Source organism: Gemmata algarum (assembly GCF_034097035.1).
GTDB classification, from domain to species: Bacteria; Planctomycetota; Planctomycetia; order Gemmatales; family Gemmataceae; genus Gemmata; species Gemmata algarum.
On the sequence record NZ_JAXBLV010000177.1, the window covers coordinates 14,211 to 39,696 of the forward strand.

At 66.6% G+C, this 25,486-nt stretch carries 23 protein-coding genes, 1 tRNA gene and 1 pseudogene; 1 reads left to right on the plus strand and 24 read right to left on the minus strand.

Annotation, left to right across the window (positions count from 1 at the left end):
• Window positions 1-37: 37 nt before the first annotated feature.
• The 3 genes from R5W23_RS14150 to R5W23_RS14160 form a co-directional block, all read right to left on the minus strand.
• Complete coding sequence (locus R5W23_RS14150; RefSeq protein ID WP_320686863.1) at window positions 38-6,763, minus strand: SDR family NAD(P)-dependent oxidoreductase; 6,726 nt, start codon at window positions 6,761-6,763, stop codon at window positions 38-40.
• Between the two features lie 78 nt (window positions 6,764-6,841).
• Window positions 6,842-8,500 carry a PfaD family polyunsaturated fatty acid/polyketide biosynthesis protein gene (locus tag R5W23_RS14155; protein WP_261183988.1) on the minus strand — a complete coding sequence of 553 codons (1,659 nt, stop codon included), beginning with the start codon at window positions 8,498-8,500 and terminating at the stop codon, window positions 6,842-6,844.
• Between the two features lie 441 nt (window positions 8,501-8,941).
• On the minus strand, window positions 8,942-9,598 hold the full coding sequence (locus R5W23_RS14160; protein WP_320686864.1) for a TIGR02996 domain-containing protein: 657 nt from the start codon (window positions 9,596-9,598) through the stop codon (window positions 8,942-8,944).
• 308 nt (window positions 9,599-9,906) lie between these two features.
• Here R5W23_RS14160 and R5W23_RS14165 point away from each other — a divergent pair, with 308 nt between their 5' ends.
• On the plus strand, window positions 9,907-11,154 hold the full coding sequence (locus R5W23_RS14165; protein ID WP_320686900.1) for an RNA polymerase sigma factor: 1,248 nt from the start codon (window positions 9,907-9,909) through the stop codon (window positions 11,152-11,154).
• Window positions 11,155-11,269: 115 nt separating this feature from the next.
• On the opposite strand, the gene rplQ is transcribed toward R5W23_RS14165, so the two are convergent.
• From rplQ to rpmC, 21 genes and pseudogenes are all read right to left on the minus strand, one after another.
• Window positions 11,270-11,830 carry a 50S ribosomal protein L17 gene (gene rplQ, locus R5W23_RS14170; RefSeq protein WP_320686865.1) on the minus strand — a complete coding sequence of 187 codons (561 nt, stop codon included), beginning with the start codon at window positions 11,828-11,830 and terminating at the stop codon, window positions 11,270-11,272.
• Window positions 11,831-11,988: 158 nt separating this feature from the next.
• On the minus strand, window positions 11,989-12,999 hold the full coding sequence (locus R5W23_RS14175; protein ID WP_261183991.1) for a DNA-directed RNA polymerase subunit alpha: 1,011 nt from the start codon (window positions 12,997-12,999) through the stop codon (window positions 11,989-11,991).
• A gap of 214 nt (window positions 13,000-13,213) precedes the next feature.
• The gene (gene rpsD, locus R5W23_RS14180) at window positions 13,214-13,852 is read right to left on the minus strand and encodes a 30S ribosomal protein S4 (RefSeq protein WP_029601282.1); all 639 of its coding nucleotides are present in this window, start codon (window positions 13,850-13,852) and stop codon (window positions 13,214-13,216) included.
• A 207-nt stretch (window positions 13,853-14,059) separates the two neighbouring features.
• Window positions 14,060-14,440 carry a 30S ribosomal protein S11 gene (gene rpsK / locus R5W23_RS14185; protein WP_010049780.1) on the minus strand — a complete coding sequence of 127 codons (381 nt, stop codon included), beginning with the start codon at window positions 14,438-14,440 and terminating at the stop codon, window positions 14,060-14,062.
• Window positions 14,441-14,555: 115 nt separating this feature from the next.
• Window positions 14,556-14,939 carry a 30S ribosomal protein S13 gene (gene rpsM, locus R5W23_RS14190; protein WP_261183992.1) on the minus strand — a complete coding sequence of 128 codons (384 nt, stop codon included), beginning with the start codon at window positions 14,937-14,939 and terminating at the stop codon, window positions 14,556-14,558.
• Window positions 14,940-15,036: 97 nt separating this feature from the next.
• Complete coding sequence (gene rpmJ / locus R5W23_RS14195; protein ID WP_010049776.1) at window positions 15,037-15,150, minus strand: 50S ribosomal protein L36; 114 nt, start codon at window positions 15,148-15,150, stop codon at window positions 15,037-15,039.
• Between the two features lie 132 nt (window positions 15,151-15,282).
• Complete coding sequence (map, locus tag R5W23_RS14200) at window positions 15,283-16,128, minus strand: type I methionyl aminopeptidase (protein WP_261183993.1); 846 nt, start codon at window positions 16,126-16,128, stop codon at window positions 15,283-15,285.
• Window positions 16,129-16,228: 100 nt separating this feature from the next.
• Window positions 16,229-16,300: transfer RNA gene (locus R5W23_RS14205), tRNA-Ile, on the minus strand.
• Between the two features lie 33 nt (window positions 16,301-16,333).
• Complete coding sequence (locus R5W23_RS14210; protein ID WP_261183994.1) at window positions 16,334-17,038, minus strand: adenylate kinase family protein; 705 nt, start codon at window positions 17,036-17,038, stop codon at window positions 16,334-16,336.
• Between the two features lie 852 nt (window positions 17,039-17,890).
• Complete coding sequence (secY, locus tag R5W23_RS14215; RefSeq protein ID WP_261183995.1) at window positions 17,891-19,432, minus strand: preprotein translocase subunit SecY; 1,542 nt, start codon at window positions 19,430-19,432, stop codon at window positions 17,891-17,893.
• A 114-nt stretch (window positions 19,433-19,546) separates the two neighbouring features.
• A complete protein-coding gene (gene rplO, locus R5W23_RS14220; RefSeq protein ID WP_261183996.1) occupies window positions 19,547-20,089 on the minus strand; it encodes a 50S ribosomal protein L15 in 543 nt (180 codons plus the stop codon).
• Window positions 20,089-20,604, minus strand: a complete 516-nt coding sequence (gene rpsE, locus R5W23_RS14225) for a 30S ribosomal protein S5 (protein WP_010043935.1) — start codon at window positions 20,602-20,604, stop codon at window positions 20,089-20,091. The genes rplO and rpsE overlap by 1 nt, the downstream gene beginning before the upstream one ends.
• A gap of 281 nt (window positions 20,605-20,885) precedes the next feature.
• Window positions 20,886-21,239: pseudogene (rplR, locus tag R5W23_RS14230) on the minus strand (50S ribosomal protein L18); the annotation flags it as partial.
• Window positions 21,240-21,350: 111 nt separating this feature from the next.
• Window positions 21,351-21,896 carry a 50S ribosomal protein L6 gene (gene rplF, locus R5W23_RS14235; protein WP_320686867.1) on the minus strand — a complete coding sequence of 182 codons (546 nt, stop codon included), beginning with the start codon at window positions 21,894-21,896 and terminating at the stop codon, window positions 21,351-21,353.
• A gap of 151 nt (window positions 21,897-22,047) precedes the next feature.
• Window positions 22,048-22,506: a 30S ribosomal protein S8 gene (rpsH, locus tag R5W23_RS14240; RefSeq protein WP_010043939.1), complete on the minus strand. Its 459-nt coding sequence runs from the start codon at window positions 22,504-22,506 to the stop codon at window positions 22,048-22,050.
• Between the two features lie 25 nt (window positions 22,507-22,531).
• Window positions 22,532-22,753, minus strand: a complete 222-nt coding sequence (locus R5W23_RS14245; RefSeq protein ID WP_407936129.1) for a 30S ribosomal protein S14 — start codon at window positions 22,751-22,753, stop codon at window positions 22,532-22,534.
• A 203-nt stretch (window positions 22,754-22,956) separates the two neighbouring features.
• Complete coding sequence (gene rplE / locus R5W23_RS14250) at window positions 22,957-23,532, minus strand: 50S ribosomal protein L5 (RefSeq protein ID WP_261183999.1); 576 nt, start codon at window positions 23,530-23,532, stop codon at window positions 22,957-22,959.
• Between the two features lie 149 nt (window positions 23,533-23,681).
• Entirely contained in the window at window positions 23,682-24,029 is a 348-nt protein-coding gene (gene rplX, locus R5W23_RS14255) for a 50S ribosomal protein L24 (RefSeq protein ID WP_261184000.1), read from the minus strand.
• A gap of 106 nt (window positions 24,030-24,135) precedes the next feature.
• Window positions 24,136-24,501 (minus strand): 50S ribosomal protein L14, encoded by a 366-nt coding sequence (rplN, locus tag R5W23_RS14260; RefSeq protein WP_010043947.1) that lies wholly within the window; start codon window positions 24,499-24,501, stop codon window positions 24,136-24,138.
• 86 nt (window positions 24,502-24,587) lie between these two features.
• Window positions 24,588-24,959, minus strand: coding sequence for a 30S ribosomal protein S17 (gene rpsQ / locus R5W23_RS14265; protein ID WP_261184001.1), 372 nt, complete (start codon window positions 24,957-24,959; stop codon window positions 24,588-24,590).
• Window positions 24,959-25,420, minus strand: coding sequence for a 50S ribosomal protein L29 (rpmC, locus tag R5W23_RS14270; RefSeq protein WP_320686869.1), 462 nt, complete (start codon window positions 25,418-25,420; stop codon window positions 24,959-24,961). The genes rpsQ and rpmC overlap by 1 nt, the downstream gene beginning before the upstream one ends.
• Between the last annotated feature and the right edge of the window lie 66 nt (window positions 25,421-25,486).

Below are 25,486 nucleotides of genomic sequence, written 5' to 3' on the forward strand. Positions count from 1 at the left end.
GTTGCGACTTTACGACCTTCGCGACTGCGACGTGCGACTACTTCACAGCGAGCTGGTTCTTGCGGAACGAGGCGTTGAGCGCCGGGTCCATGATGCACTCGTAGTCCTGCATCTGGGCCACCACTTGGCCGTCCGGCGCGAGGAAGTCGATGTCGGCGCGGGCGAACCGGGCGTCGTCCCGCGTCACGCGGATCACGATCGTGGTCGGGTCCGGCGGGAACGTCTTGCGGAACTGCCGGTACCGGCCCACGAAGCTGGGCAGCGACGCCGACCCGTGGGCGCCCTGCGTCCAGAGGATCATCAACTGGAACGCGGTGTCCAGCACTAGCGGCTCGGCGACCCACCCAGAGCGGAGCGGGAACTCGAACCAGTCGGCCGGCGGCGGGGCCGGGTACGCGGTGCCCACGAACGCCCGGTCGGCGCGCCCCACGAGCGACGCGATGCCCCTCAGGTCCTGGCCGTGGAACAGCAGCTCGCGGTACGCCCGCGCCGCGTCGTACCCGACCGGGGCCACGGCCGGCGGCCGGTCCGCCAGCCCCGGCTTGGGCAGCGCCGACGCCAGCACGATCTCGGCCCGCGAGTAGATCACGTCCCGGCCGTCCTTCTTCCGCCCGCGCAGCTCGACCGGCACCACGAGCAGCTTGTCCTGCTTCACCGCCTTGCCGGCCAGCGCCCGCACCGGCACCTGCGCGCCGGCCTCGACCTTCACCCCGCTGGTCACCCGCAGGTCGTTGAACCCGTGGAACTGGAACCCCGGGTTGCCGTGCAGCGCCGCGTGGGCGAGCCACTCGAGGTGCAGGGCGACCGGCAGCACCGCGAGCCCGTCGAGCACGTGCGACTTCAGCACCGAGTGGGTGGCGACGTCCACCCCGCGCTCGAACGCCACCGTCATGTCGGCCGACGGCAGCGGGTTCGGCGGGGACATCACCGGCGTACCGGGGGCCGCGGCCGTGGCGGGCGGGCTCGCCGGCGCCTGGGCCGGGATCACCCCGGACCCGCCGCCCGGCCGCCCCGGGGGCTTCGCCAGCGCGACCACCTCGACGGCCCGCCCGGCGGCGTTCAGCTCCTGGATCAGGAACGTCGCCCCGTCCGCGAGCGGGATGGTGCCGACGCCTTCGGACTCGAACAGCTTCCGCAGCGCCGGCGTCACCATCCCGCCGTCCCACGGCCCCCAGTTGATCGCGCTGACCCGCGCCCCGGGGCGCTTGCGGGCCTCCACCTGCGCGATCTTGTTCAGCACCTCGTTGGCGCAGGCGTAGGCCAGTTGCCCCACCCGCCCGAGCCGCGCGGTCGTGGAGCTGAACAGCACCAGCGCCTTCAGGTCCTCGTTGCCGAGCAACTCGAGCAGGGCGCGCAGCCCGTCCACCTTCGTGGCGTACACCGCGTCGAAGCCCTCGCCGGTGAGGTCCTCGATGCGCTTGTCGGCCAGCACGCCCGCGCCGTGGACCAGCGCGGTGACCGGGCCGAACTTCACCCGCACCTGGTGCAGCATGTCGGCCACGGCGCGGTCGTCGGTGATGTCCACCGGGAAGTACGCGACCTTCGCCCCGGTCTGCTGGACGCGGTCGAGCGTGTGCCGCACCTCGCGCTGGGCGACCACCTTCTTGTACAGGTCGCCGACCGCCCGCGGCGTGCCCTCGGCGCCGAGCGCGTCGGCGATCGCGCGTTTCATCTCCGCCTCGCCGCTCAGCCCCGCGAGGTAATCGGGCTCCGGCGCCGGCGGCGGGGTGCGGCCCGTCAGCACGAGCGTCGGCTGGTACGTCTCGGCCAGCGCCACAGCGGCTTCGGCCGTCACCCCGCGGGCGCCGCCGGTGACCAGCACCACGTCCCGCGCGCCGAGCTTGATGAGCTGGCTGTGCGGCCGGCGGGTGGTGCGGGCCAGCTCGATCGTACACCGGTGCGTCGGGGCGATGCCCACTTCCGGCGGCCCGGACGAAAGCACCTCCTCGGCCACCGCCGCGGCCGCGGCCACGGGGTCCGTGAACGCGGGCGACAGGTCCAGCGCGCGGCAGCTCACCTCGGGCCACTCGTGCCTTGCGGTCTTGGCCATGCCGGCCAGGCCGCCGGCCGTCGGGTCGCTCGCCGGGGACAGTTCGGCGAGCCCGAACGCGCCGTCCAGCCGCGCCACCGTGACGAACACGGCGGCGCCGCCGCGCCCGGTTTGCCGGAGCTTCGGACCCGCGGCCTTGAGCCAGTTGAACGCCCGGCGGTTGAAACCCGAATCGGGTCCGGGCGCCACCGGGGCCAGCAGAACGAGGCCCGACAGGCCCTTAGCGGGTGGAGCGGGGGGGGCGTCGCCCCAGCCCAGCAGTTGGGGGTTCACGCCGGCCGCGCGGAGCCGGTCCGCGACCGCCGCGGTGAGCGCGTCGGCCGGCCCGACCAGCCAGAACTCGCTGCCGGCGGGCAGCGGCAACCGGGCGCGCGGCGCGCTCACGTCGAGGTCGACGATTTGCGGGATGCTTCGATCGACCCGCTCGGTGCCGAACGGCGAGACCGGTTGCCGGAGCGTTTCGTTGGCGCGCGGGGCCGGTTTGGGGATGACGGCGGAACGCCCCTCGGCACCGATCTCCTTTTGCGAAAGCGGCTCGGTGTCGGGAACCGGCTTCGCCTCTTCGGCTCCCGACAGCGTGACCGGTTTCGCGAGCAGGTTCTCGCTCACCTCGCTGAGGGAAATGCGGGTGGTGACCGGCCCCTGCGGCCCGGCGAGGAACTCGGCGACGTCCTTGAGCGTGTGCAGCGCCCCCAGGTGCTCCGGCTTCACCGCCGGCGCGTCCGGCAGCCGCTCCTGCAGCGCCGACAGGATCTCCACCCGCTTGATCGAGTCCACGCCCAGGTCGCCGTCCAGCGACATCGACAGGTCCAGGCTGTCCGCCGGGTAACCCGTCTTCTCGCTCACCACCGACAGCAGCGCCGAGGCCACCTCCGGGAACGTCCCGCCGGCCGCGGGCGCCGCACCGTTCAGGGGCACCCCGTTCCCCCCGCGATGCAGGTGAAGCTGCTCCACCTGCATCGTGCGCACCAGCACGTCGTCGGCTTCCGCGTCGGCCGCACCCGCTCCCCGAGCGTTGTCCTGCGGCCCGGCGAGGAACTCGGCGACGTCCTTGAGCGTGTGCAGCGCCCCCAGGTGTTCCGGCTTCACCGCCGGCGCGTCCGGCAGCCGCTCCTGCAGCGCCGACAGGATCTCCACCCGCTTGATCGAGTCCACGCCCAGGTCGCCGTCCAGCGACATCGACAGGTCCAGGCTGTCCGCCGGGTAACCCGTCTTCTCGCTCACCACCGACAGCAGCGCCGAGGCGATCTTGTCGTTCGCGGGCGATTCCGCTCGCGGCGCAGGCGGTGGCGGCACCGGCGCGGGCACCGGCCTCGGCGCGGGCGGGCTGAACGCCTCCTTTGGGAGCGCGGAGGCGGGCAGGATCGTCGTGGCAGGGGGCGTGTAGCGTGGTGCGGGTGCAACCGGAGCCGCCACGACCGGGGGCAGCACCGGGGCCGCCACGGCCGGCGTGCTGACCGGTATTGGGCGCGGGGCGGCGGGCAACGGCGTGCCGGCGCCGAGCCCCGTCAGCAGGAGCGTCTGCTGCTGATCGACCAGCGTTTGCAGCGTCCGCTGCGCGGTCTCTTGCGATTCGAGGAACTGCCGGTGCAGCGACGCGGTTTGCTCCTGCATGCGCTGGAGCGCGGCGAGGCTCTGCTGGGTCATTTGCAGGGCCTGGGCCAGCGCGTTCGGGTCACCCGAGCCCGGGGCGTTCGTGTCAGACATTGCGGAACCCTTGGACCGTACCGGGGCGGCGAGTGCCGGGGCGCTAGAGTGCGACTTACCGTTACCGTTACCGTTACCGTTGCTGGACGCCAGGTGCAGGTGCTGCGGCGGGCGGGCGGGGCGCTTCTCGCGCGGGGCGACCCAGTTGGCCCCGCACACGCTTACCGTAAGCCCCGGCTTGCCGGTCGGCGCGGCCGACGGGCGGCACCGGCTCTCGCGCTCCCACGCGCCCAGCGTTACGGCGTGCCCGGCCGCCGCGAGCCGGGCGAGAAGGTGTGCCAGATCGAGCACGCCGGGCCGCTTCCCGCCGGATGCGTCCAGCGCGAGCGCGGCCGTACCGGTTACCGGCGAGTCCGCCAGGATCGCCTCGACGAGCCGCGTCAGCACCGACCCGGGGCCGACTTCCACGAAGGTGCGCACGCCGGCGGCGCACATGGCGCGGATCTGCTCGACGAACGCCACCGGTTTTGCGAGTTGGCTCGCGAGCAGGTCCTTCGCCGCCCCAGGCGCCGAGGGGTATTCGGCGGCGGTCGTGTTCGCGAAGACCCGAGCCGGGGACGGCGCAAACGCTGCGGGCTCGAGTGCGGCGCGGAACGGGACCGCGGCGTCGGCGACCAGATCCGAGTGGAACGCCGCGGCGACGGGGATGCGGGTCGCCTTTAGCTTCGCGTCGGACAGGGCCTTCGCGGCCCGCTCGATCTCGGCCGTCGCGCCGGACAGTACGAACTGCCGCGGCGAGTTCCGGTTCGCGACGACGAGGTTCAGCCGCTCGCGCGTGAGAACGGTCTCGATTTCCGGGAGCGGCGCGAGCACCGCGAGCATCGTCCCGGGGTCGCCGTCGCGCCGGGCGCCCATCAGGTCCCCGCGAACGCGAGACAGCGCGAACAGTTCCGCGGGCTGCAACCGGCCGGCCGCGGCCAGCGCCACGAGTTCGCCGTAGCTGTGCCCCGCGAACGCGTCCGCGCGCACGCCGAAGCGGTTCGCGAGGGTCTGCCAGGCGCCGAAGCTCACGGCGCCGAGCGCGGGCTGCGCGTTCCGGGTGTCTCGCAGGTCGGCCTCGTTGGCCTTCTTGCGGGCCGGGTCGAACGTGGTCGGCGGGTAAATGTAGTCGCTCAGCCGGCGCGCGTCGGCACGTGCCGGCGCCTGCGCCGCAACCGCCTCGTTCGCCAGGGCGAGTGCGCCGAGCGTTTCGGGGAACAGGCACGCGAGATCGCGAAGCATCCCGACCGACTGAGCGCCCTGCCCCGGGAACAGCACCGCGAGTTGCCCCGGCGCCACCCCGCGTCCGTAGTGGACGCCCTCCGGCGTGCTCCAGCCCGCGGCCTCCGGTTCCGCCCCGAGGCGCTCCTTCGCCCCCGCGAGCAGCTTCGGCAGGTCCGTCAACGTCCGGTGCGCCGCGAAGCACAGCCGGCACTTCGCCGCGGGGGTGAACGCGGCCCGGGACGCCTCCGCCGCGCGGGCGAACGCGGTCCACTCGGTCGGCAGCTTGGCAAGTTCGGCGGCCAGCGCCTGCGGGGTGTCGGCGCCGAACGCGGCGATCTCCGTGGAGCCGTCCCAGTCGGGCTCGAGCTTCTCCGCCCGGTACTCTTCGAGCACCGCGTGGAAGTTGCTCCCGCCGAACCCGAACGCGGACAGCGCCGCGCGCCGCGGGTGCTCCGCGCGCGGGAGCCACGGCCGCATCTCCCCGCTCACGTAGAACGGCGTGTCCGGCGCGAGCAGCGGCTCCACCGGGCGCGACACCTTCAGCGTCGGCGGCAGCACCTTGAAGTAGACCGCCAGCGCGGCCTTGATGAGCGACGCGGCGCCCGCGGCGGACTTCGTGTGCCCGATCTGCGACTTCACCGAGCCGATCGCGGCCCACGGGCGCGGCTTCGACGACGCGCGGCCGTACACGTCCGTCAGGGCCGTGAGTTCGACCGTGTCGCCGACCTTCGTGCCGGTCCCGTGCGCCTCCACGAGTTCGATCGTGTCGGGCGTCACGCCGGCCAGCCGGTAGGCGCCGAGCAGGGCCTTCTTTTGCCCGGCCGCGCTCGGCGCGTAGATCGCGTTCCCCTTGCCGTCGCTCGACGACGCGACGCCCTTGAGGACGGCGTACACGGTGTCCCCGTCGCGCTCGGCGTCCGCCAGGCGCTTCAGCACCACGACCCCCAGCCCCTCGCCGAGGATGGTGCCGTCGCCGTCTTCGCTGAACGGCTTCGCGTCCCCGGACGGCGAGAGCGCCGGGGTCTTGCTGAAGCACATGTACATGAAGATGTCGTTGAACGTGTCGCACCCGCCGGTGACGGCCACGTCGCACCGACCGGTTTGCAGCTCCAGTGCCGCGAGGTGAACCGCGGACAGGGAGCTCGCGCACGCCGCATCCACGACGCAGTTCGTGCCGCCCAGGTCGAGCTTGTTGGCGATGCGCCCGGCGACCACGTTCCCGAGCAGGCCGGGGAAGCTGTTCTCCTGCCACGGCACGTAGCTCTCGGCGATCCGCGCGGTCGCGTCGTCGGCCAGCTCCTGCGGGATGCCGGCGTCCAGCATCGCGCGCTTCCACTTCGGGTGGCCGAGCCGCGCGCCCAAAGGGATGACCAGTTCCAGCGTGCCGGTCACGCCCAGAATCACCGACACGCGGTTGCGGTCGGTAAAGGGCTTGGTGCTGTTGGCCGGCTGCTTCGCGTCGGCGAACCGAACGCCCGCGTCCACCAGCGCCTGCTTGGCGGCCACCAGCCCGAGCAGTTGGGTGGTGTCGGTGGCCTCGATGTCGCGCGGCGCGATGCCGAACTCGAGGGGGTTGAACTCGACCGCCGACAGGAACCCGCCGCGGCGGGCGTAGGTCATGTCGGGGGCTTTGGGGTCCGGCGAGAAATAATCGTCCGGGCTCCAGTGGGTCGGCGGCACCTCGGTGATGCCGTCCACACCGTGCTTGACGTTCGCCCAGAAGAGTCCGGGGCCGGAAGCCTTGGGGAACAGGCACCCGATGCCGACGATCGCGAGCGGGGAGTTCGATTCGGGAGTCTGCATCACACCGTGTTCGTGTTGGTCGGGCGGTTCCGGTCCGGGCGTTCGAGCGCCGCTCGGTTGGCCCGAGCCGTCGCGCGTTTACGACATCCGCTGGACGAGTTCGTCCGTTGCGAGCGGGGCGAGCGGGAAGCACACGTCCGGCAGGTTCACGCCCTGCTGACGCAGGGCCGCCCGCCGGGACACCACGCACGCGCCGTACAAGAGGTTCAGGGCCACCCCGACGACCGTCCGGTTCTGCGGGGCCTCGAGGTGTGAACCCTTGGCCCACTCGTTGAACGCACCCATCGCGGGGCCGCACCACACCTGGTAATCGATCTGGCGGCCCGGCTCGCCCGCGTTCGCCCACCGGCTGGAGAGCCCCAGGTACCAGCGGAACACCAGGGCCATGCGGTGCCGCGGGTCGGCCTCGGCCCGTTGGAGCTGCCCCGGCTCCCGTTTGGCCCAGAAATCGCGGGTCAGATCCCAGATGTTCTGAAACGACGAGCGGAACAGGTTCTTTTCGATCTGGACACGCTCCGCCTCCGGGATCGCTTCCCAACTGGCGCACGTGCGGTACAGATCGTAAAGCTTCTGGGCGCGCATCGCGAACATGGTCCCGCGTTTGAGCACCTGGAGCTTTACGCCCAGCTCGAACATGTCCGCGGCGGGGGCCATGATTACGTCCGCTTGGCCGGCCTCGGCGAGCATCTTTCGCACGGTGTCCGAGCTACCGGACTCGACGCACGCCTGGTTCACGCTGCCGGTAACGATGTACGCCGCCCCCATCGCGAACGCGCCGGCGGCGCTCGCCGGGGTCGCGATCCCGCCGGCCAATCCTACGCGCGGCGGGGCGTCATAGCGGAACTGTGCCTGCAACCGGTCGCGCAGCGCGAGAATGGTTGGCAGAAGGGTGATCGCCGGGCGGTTGTCCGTGTGCCCGCCGGAATCCGCCTCGACCGTAACGTCGTCGGCGACCGGGAATTTCGCCGCGAGCGCCGCCTGCCGCTCGGTGACGTGCCCGGCGGCCACCAGCTCGCGCAGCATTTTCTCGGGCGGCGGGGACAGGAATTTGGTCGCCACCTCAACCCGGGACACCTTCGCCACAATCCGGTTCAGCGGGATAACGAGCCCGCCCACGCCCCCGCGGAACCCGGCGACGCGGTACCTCACGATCGCGGGCGTCAGGTCTAGGTACGCGCTGGCCTCGACGTGCGTGACCCCTTTGTTAAGGAGCAGCTCCGCGGTCGCCATTTCGTGCGCCGGTTCGCCCGGGCTGTGAATCAGGTTCACGCAGTACGGAGCGTCGCCCAAGTTCGCCTTCAGCCGATCGACCGCGGCGCCGATGCGCTCCAGCGACTGCCCCGCGGCGCCGAAGCTCCCCAGCATTCCGGCCTTACTGATCGCCTCGACGATCTCGCACGAGGCGATGCCGTTGGCCATCGCCCCGGTCATGTACGGGTACTTGAGCCCGTGCTCTTGCAGGAAGGTGGGATCGCCGAGTTGTTCCGGCGGCAGCGGGGGCAAGTACGCGACCACTTCCCGAGCACCGGCCGGGGGTTGGTTGGTGGGGAGAGAAAGTGAAACGACACCGCCTGGGGCGATTTGAAACCCGTCGCGGTCGCGGAGCACCACAACCGGCGTGCGGAGCGCGCCGATCGCGGTCCGGAACTCCTCGGACGAGCCGGACGGGAGGGTCCCATCGGGAGCCCAATACCCGATCGCGGGTGGGCGGTTCGTCGGGCCGGCCGAGTGGGTCATCGGGTGCGGTTACGCGGTGTTAGCGGCGGACGGTACAGCTTATGGGATATGGGTTTTCGCCCGTCGCGAACAGTCATGACGGTGCTCGGGGCTGTAACCCCGGATTCCACCGGGACGTGCGTCCCATGCGATCTTGACCAGGGAACAATCCTTAGCCGAAAGTGGAAGGGCACGCGGGCCGACTCCGGTACCCCTTCATTTCCGGTCCTTGCTTCTCGCGCCCGTGCCTCGCCCACAGCGGAGGCATCAAACTCAACCCACTCGTCCCAACCGCTCATCAAAACTGGATCCGCGCACCGAACCGTCCCGCCAAGCGGCGGCCCCCGGAGGAGCCGAAGTTGATGCCGTGCAGGACGAGGACTTCAAGCTGGTCGGCCGGGGCATTCACGAGGTGATCCGCGCTCGCAGCGGTCAAGTCGTTGTGCGCGAGGTTCAGGCGTTTCAAACGCCGCCAGAGCGGGGACGATACGAGGCGCTCGATCCCGGCGTCGCTGATCTCGTTGCGAGGAACCTCAAGATGAATGAGCTTGCGCAACGGCCCGGAGCCGGCGAGCGCTCCCAGACCGCTATCACCGATGCCGCACCTGCTTCGAGCCGTTCGAGGTGCGGACACGCCGCGAGCGCCCGCGCGGCGTTCACCCCGGGCGAGTTGACGGCGATCGAAGTCACGCAAACCAGTTCGGGGCGCACAATAAACCGCGCGAACCAAGTGGCGGTCAGGTGCCGGATGCTGACCTGCGGGGGCGGGCACAACCGCACGAACTCGCCGGGCTGCTGAACGAACTGGAGTGCCGTGACCTGGAGTTTGCTCAGGAAACCGCGGTCGAAAGCGATATCTGGAACGGTAAGGTCGCGCCCCAGCGGGCCGGGAATCAAATCGCGCCGGTGGTTCTTGATGAAGAACTGCACTCGTTCCGAGCGCTTCCGTTGGTCCGCGCCAGGCACTTCGGCGGTCTGCCCCCACCCGCACTGGAGGCGAATGAACTCGGCCCGGATGGGCCGGTCGTGCTCGTCGAGCCAGTCGGCGTAGGCGAGGCGCGGGGTGTCCTCGCTCGGATGTGCCGCAATGGCGGACAGCAGTGCGTCCTCGTCGCTCATGGGTGCGTATTCTAACCCCGAAGCGTCCGTTGCGAGAAGGTGATTCGCTACCTCGCATCCGGCGGGGTGGGCGTGCGCCACGTTTCACCCGGTCCGTTCACGAACACTGCTGAAAATTGTTTGGCACTTCTCCTCGCTAGCCGGACTACTTTCGGGAGGACCGGAACCGTTGCGAGGCGTGGAATGGGCACGGCACAACTCAACACGTTCCTGCACGCACTCGCGCGACACGCGGAAACCGAGTCGCTGTCGGACCAACAACTCGTGGACGCGGCCCTGCCCCCCCCGACGAGACGGTCTTCCGGACGCTGGTCCGCCGTCACGGGGCAATGGTCCACTGCGTGTGCCAGCAGATTCTCCGGCACGATCAGGATACGGAAGATGCCTTCCAGGCGACCTTTCTCATCCTCGCCGAAAAGCTCAGATCGGTGCGTAAACGTGCATCACTGGCCAGTTGGCTACACGGCGTCGCACACCGCGTCTCGCTCCGCATCCGCGACCGAAATTCGGCTCGCCAACGGTCCGAGCATGGGGTTGCAACCGCCGAAGTGCGGTACCCCGAGGACCTGGATCGAGGGGAGGCGTGTGCGATCCTCAACACCGAACTGAGTCTGCTCCCCGATAAGTGGCGGCTGCCCCTAATTTTGTGCCATCTGGAGGGCCGGACCCAAGACGAAGCCGCCCGCCAACTGGGCTGGAGCAAGGGCACCCTTCGGAACAGGCTCGACGACGCGCGAACGGCGCTGGGCCGGCGCCTCCGGCGGCGCGGCATCTTCGGGTCCGGGGTGCTCGCCACCGCCTTACTCTCCGACTGTGTCGCCCCGGCACTACCACCGCAACTGGCCACTTCAACAGTCCGAGCTGCGACCCGTATCGCCGCCGGTTACTCAGCCCGCGGGGCCGCAGCACCTGGAGCCCTCAATCTCACTGAAGATATGGTGAAACCCATGCTGCTGACGAAGCTCAACGCCGCAACCGCGGGCCTGTTCGTGCTTGGGTTGCTTGTCACCGGAACGAGTATTGCCCCTCATGTCTCAGGAGCCCCCCGTGCAGAACAACCCGACAAGCCATTGGTTCAGAAACCGGTTCCGGTGTCACGGACCAGTGCCGAGCACAACACGCCCTCGGAGCCACCGACTCAAAAGCCGGTCCCAACTGTCCTCGGCCCCAAAGCGTTCTGGAACGGAGACGTGATCGAGATCACCGACGTCCGGGCGACATCCCCCAAACTCGAACAGGGCGATTCTGTTACTGTGCGTGGCCGTGCCCGGCTGGCGAGCCGGGCGAGTGCCCAACTTGGGCTTTACCTCACCCAAACCCAGGGCAACGGTCTCGAAGAAATCGACCCGTTCCAAACGATCGACTTAAAACGAGGGGCCACCGAGTTCGAATTGAAGACGACGATCAAACACCGCGGTGTGCTGCACCTGACCGTGTATGACCGGTCCGGCAAACCGTTCGGCGGCTTGTACTTCGGAACCTCATCCCAGATGAAAGCAATCGGGGATTGGTCGCTCGATTACTACCTTATTGGTGAGTCACCCAAGACGCCCTGAGCAACTTCCCGACCGGCTCCCGCTCACCGGAAACAATCCCCTAACTGGCCCTGGTACGCGAAACGAGCGAGCCTCCCGACACGTGTCGGGAGGCTCGCTCGTTTCGTGTACCAGTTTAGCTGGCGGGCGTTTCGGTCGATGCGGGCGTTTCCGCAACAACCGGGGCCGGTGCGACCGGGGCCGGTCCCTTCTTCTGAACCTTCGTCTCACCGGACTTCAGGAACTCGATGACCGCGGTCGCACCGCCGTCGCCGAGCCGCCGATAGTGTTGCTTCAGAATGCGGGTGTACCCGCCCGGGCGCTCGGAGAACCGCGGACCGATCTCGCGGAACAGCTTCTTCAGCACCGTATCCCCGGTGCTCTCGTCCTTCTTGTCCCAGATCTCGGTGCCGTGCGTCGGGCCGAGCAGCGCCATCGCCTGCCGGCGGTAGTGCAGGGCCTTGATGCGAGCCGCCTTCTCTTCGACCTCGCCCTTGCCGGCGGCGGCGGCGATGACCACGTTCGCCTTCTTGGCCAGGGTCACGATCTTCTCGACGAACGGCCGCAGCTCTTTGGCCTTCGGCAGCGTGGTGACGATCCGCTCGTGCGTGATCAGCGCGCGGGTCAGGTTGCGGAACAGGCTGCGCCGGTGGGCGGCGTTGCGGTTCAGGTGACGACCGCGCTTACGGTGACGCATGGCTCATCCTCAAATCAAAAGAGGTTAGAAAACAGAGGTCAGAAGCAAGAACCCCACCCCGTGCCAAGGAAGGTGGAGGTGACAGAACCCAGGGCGGCGTTAACTTCCGGCCCTCAGTCCGCTGACCTCTCGAATCAAACGTGCGGCATCGGCCGCAGTTACGACCGGCGCGGCGGCAGGCGCATTCCAAGCGCCAGCCCCCGCTCTTCCAGCTTCGACTTCACTTCTCGGAGCGTCGTTTCGCCGAAGTTGCGCACTTCGAGCAGCTCCTCGGACGTCCGAATCACCAGGTCGCGGACGGTCTGGATGCCTTCGGTCTCCAGGCAGTTGGTTGCCCGCACCGACAGATCAAGTTCCGCAAGGCTCATGTTGAGCTTGCGTTCGAGCTCGGCGTCCTGCTGGTCGCGCACCGACGCGTTCGGCCCGATCTCGATGGGGCCGTCGTCCAGTTGCAGCTCCGGCCCCGGCTCCGTGTACTGCACGAACGGGTTCAGGTGCTTGCGGAGGATCTTCGCCGCCTCGACGATCGCCATTTGCGGGGCGAGCGTGCCGTTGGTCCAGATCTCCATCACGAGCCGGTCGTAGTTCGTCTTCTGACCGACGCGGGTCTCTTCGATGTCGTACTTCACCCGGACGACCGGCGAGAAGCTCGAATCGACCGGGATCACACCGACCTCGCGGTCCTTGCCGGCGTTGTCGTCGGCGGTGCGGTACCCGCGGCCGTTTTCGACCGTCATCTCCATCACGAACGGCACGTCGCTCGTGAGGGTCGCGATGTGGTGCTCGGGGTTGATGATCTGGATCGTTTCGTCGTGCTGCACGTCCACACCGCGGACCGCGCCGGCTTCGTGCTTCTGGATGCGGATCGTTTTCGGCTGGTCGGACAGGTTCTTAACGACCAAACTCTTGACGTTCAGGATGATGTCCGTGACGTCTTCGACCACGCCGGTGATGGTCGAGATCTCGTGCTGCACGCCCTGGATCTTGACCCGCGTGATCGCGCTACCTTCAAGCGACGACAGCAGGATGCGGCGGATGCTGTTGCCGATCGTCATCCCGAAGCCCTTCTCGAAGGGCTCGGCGTAGAACTTGCCGTAGGTGTCAGAAAGGTTGGAGCGGTCAGCCTGAACCCGGTTCGGCAACTCCAGCCCACGCCAGCGAACGCGCATTCTCAATTCTCCTGCCGTCGGCTTTCCGCTACCCCACGCGCGACCGAGTTGGGAGCGAACCAGACGGCGACGTGTCGAACAACACCGGCGGTCGCGGCCGGAAAGCAAAAGAGCATTCACCGCAGACGGTACGAGAGGACGCAGAGAAAAAAACTGTTCTGAACTCTCCCTGCGTCCTCTCGCACCGCCTGCGATGAAGACGGTCTTCTCGCCACTACCGTGTGGCGATTTCGATGATCAGTTGTTCGCGGATGTCGGTGATCCGCTCGTCCACGTCCTGCCGGGTCGGCGTGCGGTTCATCCGCCCTTCGGGCTGGTCTTGCGTGCCGGTCAGTTCGAGGAAGTCGGGGATGCGAACGGTCCCCTTCGCCAGGGTGTCGCGGGCCATTTTCAGGCTGCTGTCCCGGGTCTTCACCTTGATGACATCGCCGGGCTTGACCAGCATGCTCGCGATGTCACACTTCACCCCGTTCACCAGGATGTGTCCGTGGGACACCATCTGGCGCGCGCTGGTGCGGTTCACCGCAAACCCCAGCCGGTGAACGACGTTGTCCAGCCGCCGCTCGAGGATCGACAGCAGTTGCTCGCCGGTGTTCCCGACGGCCTTCGTCGCGAGGCCGTAGTAGCGGCGGAACTGGGCCTCGAGCACGCCGTAGAACCGCTTGAGCTTCTGCTTCTCGCGGAGCCGGATGCCGTACTCGGAGGTCTTGCTGCGTCGCAGCCCGTGCATACCGGGCGGCGGCTTTTGCTTGTCGATCGGGCACTTCGGCCCGAAGCACCGGTCGCCCTTGAGGTACAGCTTCATCTGGTCCCGCCTGCACATCTTGCAGACGGGATCGGTGTTACGTGCCATGTCGCCTGTGAGGGCTCGAACCAGGGGTCAAGTTGGCCCCGCAGAGCGGAACCGGTTTCAGTGACCGGCCTCGGCCGTCAGTCGCACGCCCGGCGAACCCCAGAGTCGGAACAGGCGTCGTGCTAACAACAGTGTGGTCAGCGGGGGCTGCCGGAGCAACACCCCACTGACCGCAGGTGGCCGATCACATCTTGTCGTTTTGAACGGTTAGACGCGGCGCTTCTTGGGCGGGCGGCAGCCGTTGTGCGGGAGCGGGGTTACGTCTTCGATGGCCTTGACGTTGAGGCCCGACGCCTGAAGAGCGGTGATCGCGGACTCGCGGCCGGCGCCCGGCCCCTTCACCCGCACCTCGACCTCCTTGACGCCGAACTTGGACGCCTTCGAGGCGCACTCTTCGGCCGCCCGCTGCGCCGCGAACGGCGTGCTCTTGCGACTGCCCTTGAACCCGACCGCCCCGCCCGACGAGTGGCACAGCGTGTCGCCGTTCGTGTCGGTGATGGTGACGATCGTGTTGTTGAACGTGCTCTGCACGTGGGCGACGCCGCGGCTTACGTTACGCCGTGTCTTCTTCTTCTTGCTCTTCGCCATGTTCGTGGTGTTCGGTGGTTGGTGTTCAGTGTTTAGTGCCGACCCGTGCGGTCATGGTGTTTCGCCACAGTTCGCGAACCGTGTTCAACTCAACACGAAACACCAAACACTAACGTTACCGCATGTCCTTGACGCCCTTCTTGCCGGCGACCGTCTTGCGAACGCCCTTGCGGGTACGGGCGTTGGTCTTCGACCGCTGGCCGCGCACCGGGAGGTTCTTCCGGTGCCGCTCGCCGCGGTAGCACTTGATTTCCTTCAGCCGCGCGATGTTGGAGCCTTCGACCCGGCGGAGCGGACCTTCGACGAGGTACTCCTTGTCGAGGAGCACCGCGATCTCGGCGATCTCCTTGTCGTTCAACTCTTTCGCCCGCCGCTGCGGGTCGAGGTTGAGCTTCTCGCACACTTCCAGCGCGGTGGTCGGCCCGAGCCCGCGGATGTACCGCAGCGAGATGTGGGTCGGCTTGTCCGGTGGGATGTCAACGCCTTGAATACGGGGCATATCAGCTACCAGAGGTCAGAGAACAAAGGACAGAGGACAGCGAGCAAAGACCAGAGTCGGTTCCGACCTCTGTCTTCTGGCGTCTGTCTTCTGGTGGTTAACCTTGCCGTTGCTTGTGCCGGGGGTCTTCGCAGATCACGCGAACGACGCCCTTACGCTTGATCATCTTGCACTTGTCGCAGATCCGCCGCACGCTCGCACGCACCTTCATGGGGCACCCATTCGCCAGACCTGTGCCACAACGCCTGGCGCCGCGGCTGTTCCAAATTCCGAAAGCCCGTACACGCCGGGTAAACCTTCAATCTACCCGGGCTTGAAAAACCGACAAGGCCGCACCGCCAAATTATTGTGCCGGCGCCGGAGCGCCCGGCACCGACTGCGGCTCGTCGTCGAACGCCCCCTCGTCGGCGGTGATGACCACCACCCCACTCGCCGTAAGCGCGAGCGTGTGCTCGACGTGAACGCTCGCCAACCGGTCCCGGGTCACCACGGTCCACTGGTCGCCGAGCGTATCCACCTCCGCACGCCGCATGTTCACCATCGGCTCGACGGCCAGCGTCAGCCCCGGCTCGAGTTTGAAGTCGGCTTTACGAGTCTCGCGATCGACATAGTTGGGCACCTGCGGGTTCTCGTGCATGATTCGCCCGATGCCGTGCCCCACATACGATGTCACGACACTGAACCCGGCCTGTTCGACGTGCCGCTGCATCTCGCTCGCAACTTGACTCCACCACTTCCGCTTCGGCAGGAGGTCGATCGCGATCTGGAGCGTCTCCTCGCCGACCTTCAGGAGCCGGGCCTTTTCGGCCGACACCGGCCCGATCGGAATGGTGATCGCCCGGTCGGCGCACCAGCCGTTTAACTTGCAGGCGGTATCAACCTTCAGTAGGTCGCCCTCTTTCAGCACCCGCTGGCCGGGCACGCCGTGAACCACCTGCTCGTTGACGCTCAGGCACGTGACCGCGGGGAAAGGGGTCTTCCCCGGGTACCCCTTGAACAGCGGGATCGCGTTGTGCTTGGCGTAGAAGGCCTCGACCGCCTGGTCCATCTCGATGGTCTTGACGCCCGGTTTCGCCATCTCGCGACAAATGCGGAGCGCCCGGGCGACGAGTTTCCCGGCCTCGCGCATGAGCGCGATCTCGCGGGCGGATTTCAGTTCCGGCGGCCGGTTCGCGTTGGGTCGGATCATCGGGGTAGCGCGTGGTGCGGAATTCGGAACACGGGTTCAAAACAACGGCGACAACGATTTCCTGACCGGAGCCGAGTTCCGCGGTCGCGTCACGGCCGAGTCCTCCCGGCGGGAGTCGAACCCGCGACAGCCGATTTATAAGATCGGCACTCTGCCGCTGAGTTACGGGAGGCGTGCGAACCGCTCCGACGTATGCCATCGCGTATCACGGCGCCCTCCCTTCTGCGGTCAGAACCGCGTTCCCAGTTTCGTCCGGCCGGCGCGTCAACAGCCCCGCCAGGATGTCAGCAAAGATCTTTTCCGGCGCCTGCGAGGCGTCGATGTCGTCCACCAGCCCCTGCCGCCGGTAATGTTCTAGCAACAGGTCCGTGTTTTTGTGGAACTCGCCGAGCCGCCGCCGGACCGTTTCCTCTTTGTCGTCGTCGCGAAGAACCAGTTTGGCCCCGCACGCGGTACAAACGCCCGGCACTTTCGGCGGCTGAGCAGTCACGTGAAAGCACACGCCGCACGCCGCGTTCGAGCAGCACCGCCGCCCGCTGATCCGCCGAACGACCTCGTCGTCGTCGATGCGCAGGTTCACAACGGCGTCGATCCGAAGAAACTCCTGTCGCAGCAGGGCGTCGAACGCGACCGCCTGGGAGTAGGTCCGCGGGTAGCCGTCCATCACGAACCGTTCGGGCCGGCTCTTGCCGCGGAACAGTTCGGCCACCACCTCGTTCACGATCGTGTCCGGCGCCAGCAACCCTTGCTTGATCAGCGGCCCGACGATCCGGCCGGTCTCCGTGTTACGTTTGATCGCGTCGCGGAACATTGCGCCGGTGCCGATGACGGTCAGTCCGAACCGCCTTACGAGCCGGTCGGCCTGCGTACCTTTGCCGCTGCCCGGAGGTCCGACGAGCACCAGTCGCATGAACCGTTACCTTCAAATGTCCGCCGCCGCCGGCGGGCCTGACGACATCTGCGAACCGAGTTCGCGGGGCGGGCGTGGCGGACACCAATCCTTCACAACCACTGTATTGTCGTCTACGCTACGGACATCAGCAAGAGGACCGTGAAAATCGCCTCTGTGCCGATCGCTCACGCCGCCATCCTGTACCCCGCGGGCAGTCCCAGGAATCCGATTCGTTCCACTTTTTGCGATGAACGACACCATCGGCAACCCACTCGCATTTGCGACGTAAAACCTGTCCAGCCCTGCCACATCGCCTTAAACACATTCGTTTAAAGACCTTATGACAGAGACCATCAACATCCGCGGTCGCAAATCCGGTGCATGGCAACGTGCATCACGCAAGTTCCAGTGCGTGATTCGTGGGTAGCGATCAGCCAGCGAAGCACCAGTTCCAGACCAGTCCGACGCCAGCGAATGTCCAGCGATCGACCCATCGAGTGTCAACCGACGGGTGCTGTGACTCACGGTTACAACCTTGCGGACTGAGGCGATTCCAAGCCGTGGCCTGCTTCGCGGCCTAAGCAGGCCACGGCTGTGCTGCGCGTTTTGACGAGCCGCGACTGCCAAGGAGCGGGTGACGTCACCCGCTCCTTGGCAGTCGCGGCTCGTTTTCAAACGTTACAAACAGCCTCGGGCATATGCTTTGGCGGTTTGGCGTTGTCTTTGTGACCTCAACAGTGCGGGGGCGGCAAACGCGTCACAGCGGCACACCTCACCAACGGCCAAGCCACTACCCTCCAAATGGCACGACGGCAAAAAGCTCTCGCCTTTTGCCGTCGCAGGTCTGACTTTATCGACGTTGCCACGAAATCACGATTCGTCGGTCAGCCCGGGATAGTTCCGCATGACGAGGTGACTGTTAATCTTCTGCACCAGGTCGAGCGCCACGCTGATCACGATGAGCAGGCCGGTACCGCCGAAGTAGCTCGCGACCACCAGCGGAACGCCCATCTCGTTCGAGATCACGTTGGGAATGATGGCGATGATCGCGAGGAACGCGGCCCCCACGAACGTCACCCGCATGAGAACCCGCTCGAGGTAGTCTGCGGTCTTCTTGCCGGGCCGGTACCCGGGGATGAAGCTGCCGTGGTCCTTCAGGTTGTCCGCGATTTCCTTCGGGTTGAAGGTGATCGCGACCCAGAAGTACGTGAACACGTAGATCATCACCACGTAGCCGAAGTTGTACACCCAGCCGCTGTGGTTGTTGAACACGCTCGACAGCGTACCCGCCCAGGAGCTATCGGAGAAGCTGTAGATCGCGTTAAACAGCAACCCGGGGACGATGAGCAGGGTGCTCGCGAAGATCACGGGCATCACGCCGGCCGCGTTCACCTTCATCGGCAGGAACTGCCGCGTGCCGCCGTAGACCCGCCGCCCGCGGACGTGCTTCGCACTCTGGGTCGGGATGCGGCGCTGGGCCTTCGTCATCGCGATCACGCCCACAACCACCACGACGAACAGGAACGCGAGCACGATTAGCTTCTCGAACGTGATGTCCGCCCCGGCCCCGCCGAGCGTGAACACCGAGTCCTTGATCTTACCGGTCGAGGAGTCGATCAGGAGCATGTTGACCGCATCGGGAATGCGCGACACGATCCCGGCCATGATGATGAGCGAGATGCCGTTCCCGATGCCGTACTCGTCGATCTGCTCGCCGAGCCACATCAGGAAGACCGTGCCGACGGTGAGTGTGATGACAGCGGTGAAACCGAACCACCACAACTCGAAGCCCGCGTTGTAGCCCTCGGGCGCGAGCCCCATGCCGCTCCCGTCACTCGCCTCCGGCTTCATGACCGCCTGAACGACCATGATCGCCTGCACGATACAGATCGGTACCGTCAGGTAGCGGGTCAGCTCGTTGAGCTTCTTGCGGCCGCTCTCGCCCTCCTTGCGAAGCTTCTCGAGCGAGGGCACCACCCCGCTCGACAGGAGCTGGATGATGATCGACGCCGAGATGTACGGCATGATGCCGAGCGAGAAGATGCAGGCGTTCGAGAGGTTACCGCCGGAGAACAGCGACACGAACCCAAGCACCTGTCCCAGCGCGCCGCGCTGCGCCGCCGACATCTTCTCGGCCATCTTCGCCTGGTCGATCATCGGCAGCGGGACGTAATACCCGATGCGGTAGACCGCGAGGAAGATGAGGGTGATGAAGATCTTCTTCCGGAGCTCCGGGATCTTGAAGACCGTGAGGAGCTGTTCGGGGACCAAGCCCAGGATGCTGGCCGCGGCGCCGAACAGGATCAGCGTCCACCCGAGCCAGGACAGGGTCGGCCCGCCGTACGAAAACGTGGCCACCCCGCCGATGAGCGTGCCGACACCGGCGACGAGGCTGATGGAGCGCCAATTCATGGGTAATCCTTTCGCTCAGGCGGGCGGGGGCGTGAGCCCCCTGTTAAACGTCCGTGCGGCTCGGCGCCCTGGAGTTTAACAAGGGGCTCACGCCCCCGCCCGCCAAGTCGTTCCTCACGCCTTCGGCTTCTTCGCGGCCTTGGCCGCTTCCAGCGCCTTCTTCTTCGACCCCATCTTGTTGCGGACCGGCTTCTTGGGCGCCGGGATCAGGTCGCAGGTACCGCCGGCCTTCTCGATCGCGGCCTTCGCGGCGGCGGAGAAGTGGTCGGCCCGGACGGTCAGCTTCTTGGTCAACTTGTCCGCCCCTTCGCCGAGGATGCGGAGGTGATCGAAGGTGCCGACCACGAGCCGCCGGCCCTTCAGCGCGGCCACATCGACGGTGCTGTTCACGTCGAACGCTTCGAGGTCCCCGACGTTGACGACCGCCGCGGTCTTGTCCCAGGTGGCGTGGCTGAAGCCGCGCTTCGGGAACCGGCGGTACAGCGGCATCTGACCGCCTTCGAAGAGCCCGCTCGGGAGCCGGGCGCCGGCGCTGGCGTACTGGCCCTTATGACCGAGGCCGCACGTTTTACCGTGGCCGGAGCCGATCCCGCGGCCGACCCGCCGCTTCAGGCGGCGCTTCTGGATACCGGGGGAGCAAACGGTTGAGAGATCCATTAGAGTTGCACCCCCCGGAGACGGGCCACGTCTTCTTTCGTCCGCAGTTGGGCCAGCCCGTTAAGGGTGGCCTTCACGAGGTTCAGCGGGTTCGTGCTGCCGTGAACCTTGGTGAGGATGTTCGAGATGCCGCACGCTTGCAGCACCTCGCGAACCCCCGGGCCGGCCTTCACACCGGTGCCCGGGCCGGCGGGCACCAGGATAACGCGGCTCGCGCCGTACTTGCCGATCACGCGGTGCGGAATGGTGCTGCCGCGGACGGACACCTTCTTCGACCGGCCGACGTTACCTTCGCCTTCCTTGATGGCCTTCTCCACGGCCGGCGGCACCTCGTTGGCCTTGCCGTAACCGTAAGAGACCTTGCCGCGCCGGTCGCCGACGACGACCAGAGCGTTGAAGCTGAACCGACGCCCGCCCTTCACCACGCAGGCGGACCGGCGGATTTTCACGACGAAATCGACCAACGCGTTGTCACGCGAGTCGGTCTCGCCCCTGTCTCGTCGCTCGCGCGCCATGTATGTCCCTCGTTGGGGGACTGGACGCCCCCCGCTGGAAATATCGCCTGTTGTATTGGGAACCGCGGCTTCGGTGGCGAAAAGTCCCGAGGGCGAACGGAGCGAACCGATACGGCCCGCTCAACCTCGCGCCGCGAACCGCTGCTTTACTTCTTGGGTTTGCCTTCGCCCTTCGGCTTGCCTTCGCCCTTCGGCTTGGCGAGCTTCGCAGCCGCCGGCGCCGCCGGTGCGGCCGGCTTCGCGGCGGCCTTCGCCTTCACCGCTTCGACATCCGTGCAGGAGAGCCCGGCCTCGGTCGCGGCCACGGCCAGAGCCGCGATCCGCCCGTGGAACCGGAACTGCCCGCGGTCGAACGCCGCGACCGTGATGCCCTTGGCCTTGGCGGCCTCGGCGAGTTTGCGCCCGACCTCCGTCGCGGCGGCCACGTTCGCGCCGTGCTTCAGCCCCGAGTTCTTGCCCTGGCTGGTGGCGGCGGCGAGCGTGACGCCGTTCAGGTCGTCGATGAGCTGGGCGGAGATGTGCAGGTTGCTCCGGCTCACGCTCAGCCGCGGTTTCGCGGGAGTGCCGTAGATCGCCTTGCGGACGCGGTACTTGCGCCGCTCGGCCTGCTTCCGCTTGAGTTTCTGGGTGTTCATGGCTGCAACAGTGTAAGTGTGAGTGCGTGTGTGAGTGAGTAACAACCGGTCGGAGCGTGGCGGGGTGTGGGCAACCGATCGGCTCGCCCACGCCCCTCACCCGCACCCACACTACTTGCCCGCGGCGAAGGACTTGCCTTCCTTGCGGCGGACGACCTCGTTCTCGTAACGAACGCCTTTACCCTTATAAGGTTCCGGCTTGCGGCTCGCGCGGATCTCGGCGGCGAACTGGCCGACCATCTGCTTGTCCGCGCCGCTCACCACGATGGTGGTGGGGTCGGGGACCGCAACCGTGATGCCCGCGGGCGGCAGATGGACGATGCGGTTCGCGTACCCGACCGTCAGCTCCACGCCCTTGTCCTTCGCGGCGGCCTGGAACCCGACGCCTTCCACCTTGAGCTTCTTCTCGTAGCCCTTGGTGACGCCGACGACCATGTTGTTGATCAGCGCGCGGGTGAGCCCGTGCAGCGCCCGGTTCTGGCGGTCGTCGTCCGGGCGGGCGACCGTGATGGCCTTTCCGTCCGACTCGATCTTCATGTTCTGGTGGGCGGTGAGTTCGAGCTTGCCCTTCGGCCCCTCGACCTTCACGTTCGTCCCGCTGATCGTCACCTTCACCCCGGCGGGGACGGTGATCGGCTGCTTACCGATACGCGACATCGTTCATTTCTCCTGGCTTCGCCGGACACGGGGTCCGAATCGCGGCCGTAAACGGCAACAAGTATTAAGGTGTCAGGCGTCGAACGTTTTGTGCGACGGCCGGGGCGGAGCCCGCAAGCATCAATCCCACAAAACGTCCAGCACCAACAACTCACCACACCGTACACAGGATCTCGCCGCCGACCTTCTTCTGTTTGGCCTGGCGGTCGGACATTACGCCCTGGCTGGTCGAAAGGATCGCGATGCCGAGGCCGTCGAGCACCCGCTTCACGTCCTTGTAGCCCTGATACACGCGGCGGCCCGGCTTCGAGTACCGCTCGATGTGCCGGATCACCTTCTCGCCGTCCGGCCCGTACTTCAGGAACACCTGGAGCACGACGTGCGGCTCACCGAGCTGTTCCACGTCCTGAAACACCTTCTGCTTACCGCCGTCTTCGGTCTCGGTGTCGACGTGCTTGCCGGTGCGGTACCCGAGGATAAACCCCTCTTCGAGCAGTACCTTGGCGAGCGCAACCTTCAGCTTCGTGGCCGGCATTTCGACAAGCGGCCGTTCGATGCTGTTGGCGTTCCGGATGCGGGTCAGCATGTCCGCGATCGGGTCGGTCATCATGGTCAGAATCCTCCCCTAATCGTGGTTACCAGGACGCCTTGCGCACGCCGGGGATGAGCCCGTCGCTGGCAAGTTTACGGAAGCAAATGCGGCAGCAGCCGAACTTGCGGTACACCGCGCGGGAGCGGCCACAGAGCTGGCAGCGGCGGACGATCCTCACGAGCACGTGCCCGGGAAGAACTTTCTTCGCGTCCCGCTGAGATTCCGGCTTCTTCAGCTCGGCCTTGTGCTTCGCGACCGCCGCCAGTTGGCGACGGTGCTTCGCTTCTTTCGCGTTGGTTGACATCGCGTGGGTTTCTCGGTGCGGCGTTCCGTCTCGGGACCGGGGTTACACCCCCCGGGGAGTCGGCCGTTCCACATTTTTCTTAAGGTAAAATAGAGGACAAAGGGTCAAAAGCTACTGTCCTGTGCCCTGAAGCACACTTTTGACCTTCACCTTCTACTTTTGAGTTACTTGCTCTCGTCGCGGAACGGCATGCCGAACTGGCGAAGCAGTTCGCGGGCCTCGTCGTCGTTTTTGGTCGTGGTGACAAAGGTGATGTCCATACCCTGCGTGAACGTCACCTTGTCCGGATCGATTTCGGGGAACACGAGCTGTTCCGTGAGCCCCATGCTGTAGTTACCGTTCCCGTCGAAGCTCTTCGGGTTGATCCCGCGGAAGTCGCGGATGCGGGGCAGCGCGAGGTTGATGAGACGGTCCAGGAACTCGTACATCCGCTTGCCGCGGAGCGTGACCCGGCAACCGATCTCGTAGCCTTCGCGGAGCCGGAAACCGCTGACCGCCATCCGGGCCTTCGTAATCTGCGGGCGCTGGCCCGCGATCAAGCCCAGTTGTTCGGCCGCGATCTTCATCTTTTCCTTGTCCTGGAGCGCCTTACCGACACCCATGTTCAGGACGATTTTTGAGAGCTTCGGCAGGCTCAACCGGTTCTCGCGCCCGAACTTCTTCGACAGCGTCGGAACGATCTCCTTGTTGTACTTTTCCAGGAGCCGCGCAGTCGTGGGGCCAGCAGTCACGGTAGCCATCGTGGATCAGCCTCATGCGACCTAATGACGAGCCCATTCCAACGGGCTCGATACGGGTCGATAGTAATGGTCAATAATCGGGGTAAAAAAGACAACCGCTGACAGGAGCCACTCCGTCGCAGTCGTGGCGGCCGGAGAGCACCGACCGGTCACGGCTTCGCAGCGGCCACCTTCGGCTTCTTCAGAACGCGGAGGCGGGTCTTGCTCTTCTTGGAGTACAGCTCTTTCGTACCGTCCGGCAGCGAGCGCACGCCGACGCGGGTCGGGACGTTCAGCACCGGGTCGATGAGCATGACGTTCGAGACATCAACCGGCATCTCCTTGGAGAGCCGGCCGCCCTGCGGGTTCTTGCGCGACGGCTTCAGGTGCCGGTACACGCGGTTGACGCCCTCGACGACCACCTTGTTTTCGGCGCGGAGCACGCGGATCACCTTCCCGCGGGTGCCCTTGTCGTCGCCGGCGATCACCTGAACAACGTCGTTCTTGCAGATGTACATGGCCGTGTTTCGTGTTTAGTGCTTGGTATCGTGTGTTCGGCGTCTCGTGTCACGTGCTGCGACCGCGTCCGGCGGGGCACAGAGCACCAAACACTCAACACGCTCCTCAAACGACCTCAGCCGCGAGGCTGAGGATCTTGTTGAACTTCGCACGCAGCTCGCGGGGCACGGCCCCGAAGATGCGGGTGCCACGCGGGTTGTTGTCGTTGTCCAACAGAACCAGCGCATTGCGGTCGAAGCGGACGTAGCTGCCGTCTTCGCGGCGGGTCGCAACGCGGGTCCGGACCACGACGCCCTTAATCACGTCGCCCTGTTTCACGTCGCCGCCGGGCAGCGCCTTCTTGACGCTCGCCCGCACAATGTCCCCCAGGTACGCGACACGGCGCTTGCTGCCGCCGAGGACCTGGATGCACATCACTTCTTTCGCCCCGGTGTTGTCGGCAACATCGAGGTAAGTATACATCTGGATCATTGGCTCACCAGTGCGGAATGCGGAACGTGGAATGCGGAACGAAACCGAAACGGGGCCTCAGCTCCACGTTCCGCACCCCGCATTACTCACTTCTTCTCGTCTTTACCCTTCGCCCCGGTGGTCACCGCGTCGGCCCCGGCGACCGCACCTTCGAGGTTCGAGAGGGTCCGGCTCGGCGCCCGCTTGACGACCTTCACCAGGGTCCACCGCTTCAGCTTCGACAGCGGGCGGCTCTCCTGGATCTCGACCGTGTCGCCCAGGTGAGAGTCGTTGCTCTCGTCGTGGGCGTAGCACACGGTGCGGCGCTTCACGAACTTGCCGTACTTCGGGTGCCGCACGAGCCGCTCGACCTCGACCCGGCGGGTCTTGGAGGTCTTGTCCCGTGTGACAACGCCTTCGAGAATCCGGCGGCCGGTCGTCTTGGCGGGAGCGGTCGCGGGCGTGTTCGGTTCAGCCATTACTTACCACTCCCCTTCGGGGCGTTCTTCTTGTTCGGGGCGCTGTCGTTCTTGGCCTCGGGCTTTGCCGCAGCGGCCGGGACCGCCACGGGGGCCGGCGCCGCAGGCGGGACAACGGGCAGAGTGCCGCCCTTCGCGACGTAGAACCGCTTCAACCGGGCGACCTGCCGGTGCGCGATGCGCTTGCCCGGCAGCCCATCGGCTTCCTTCTTCTGGAGCGACACGATGCGCGTCGCGAGCTGTTCGGCCGGCAACCCGCCGAGCTTGGTCAACTCCTTCTCGCGCTGAAGGGTCCGGATGCGGGCAATGTCGCGCCGCGCCTTCCGGATCTCCGACGGCGTTTCCAGGCGGTCCGTGGCCGACTGGAAGCGGAGCTGGAACAGGTGCTTCTCGGTTTCTTTCAGGGCGAGCGACAACTGATCGTCGCTCATGCCCCGGAACTCTTTCATGCGGTTCGGCATCGTCTCACCAATTCGGAACGCGGAATCCGGAACGCGGAACGGAAAGCGGCGGAACAGTGAGCGTTC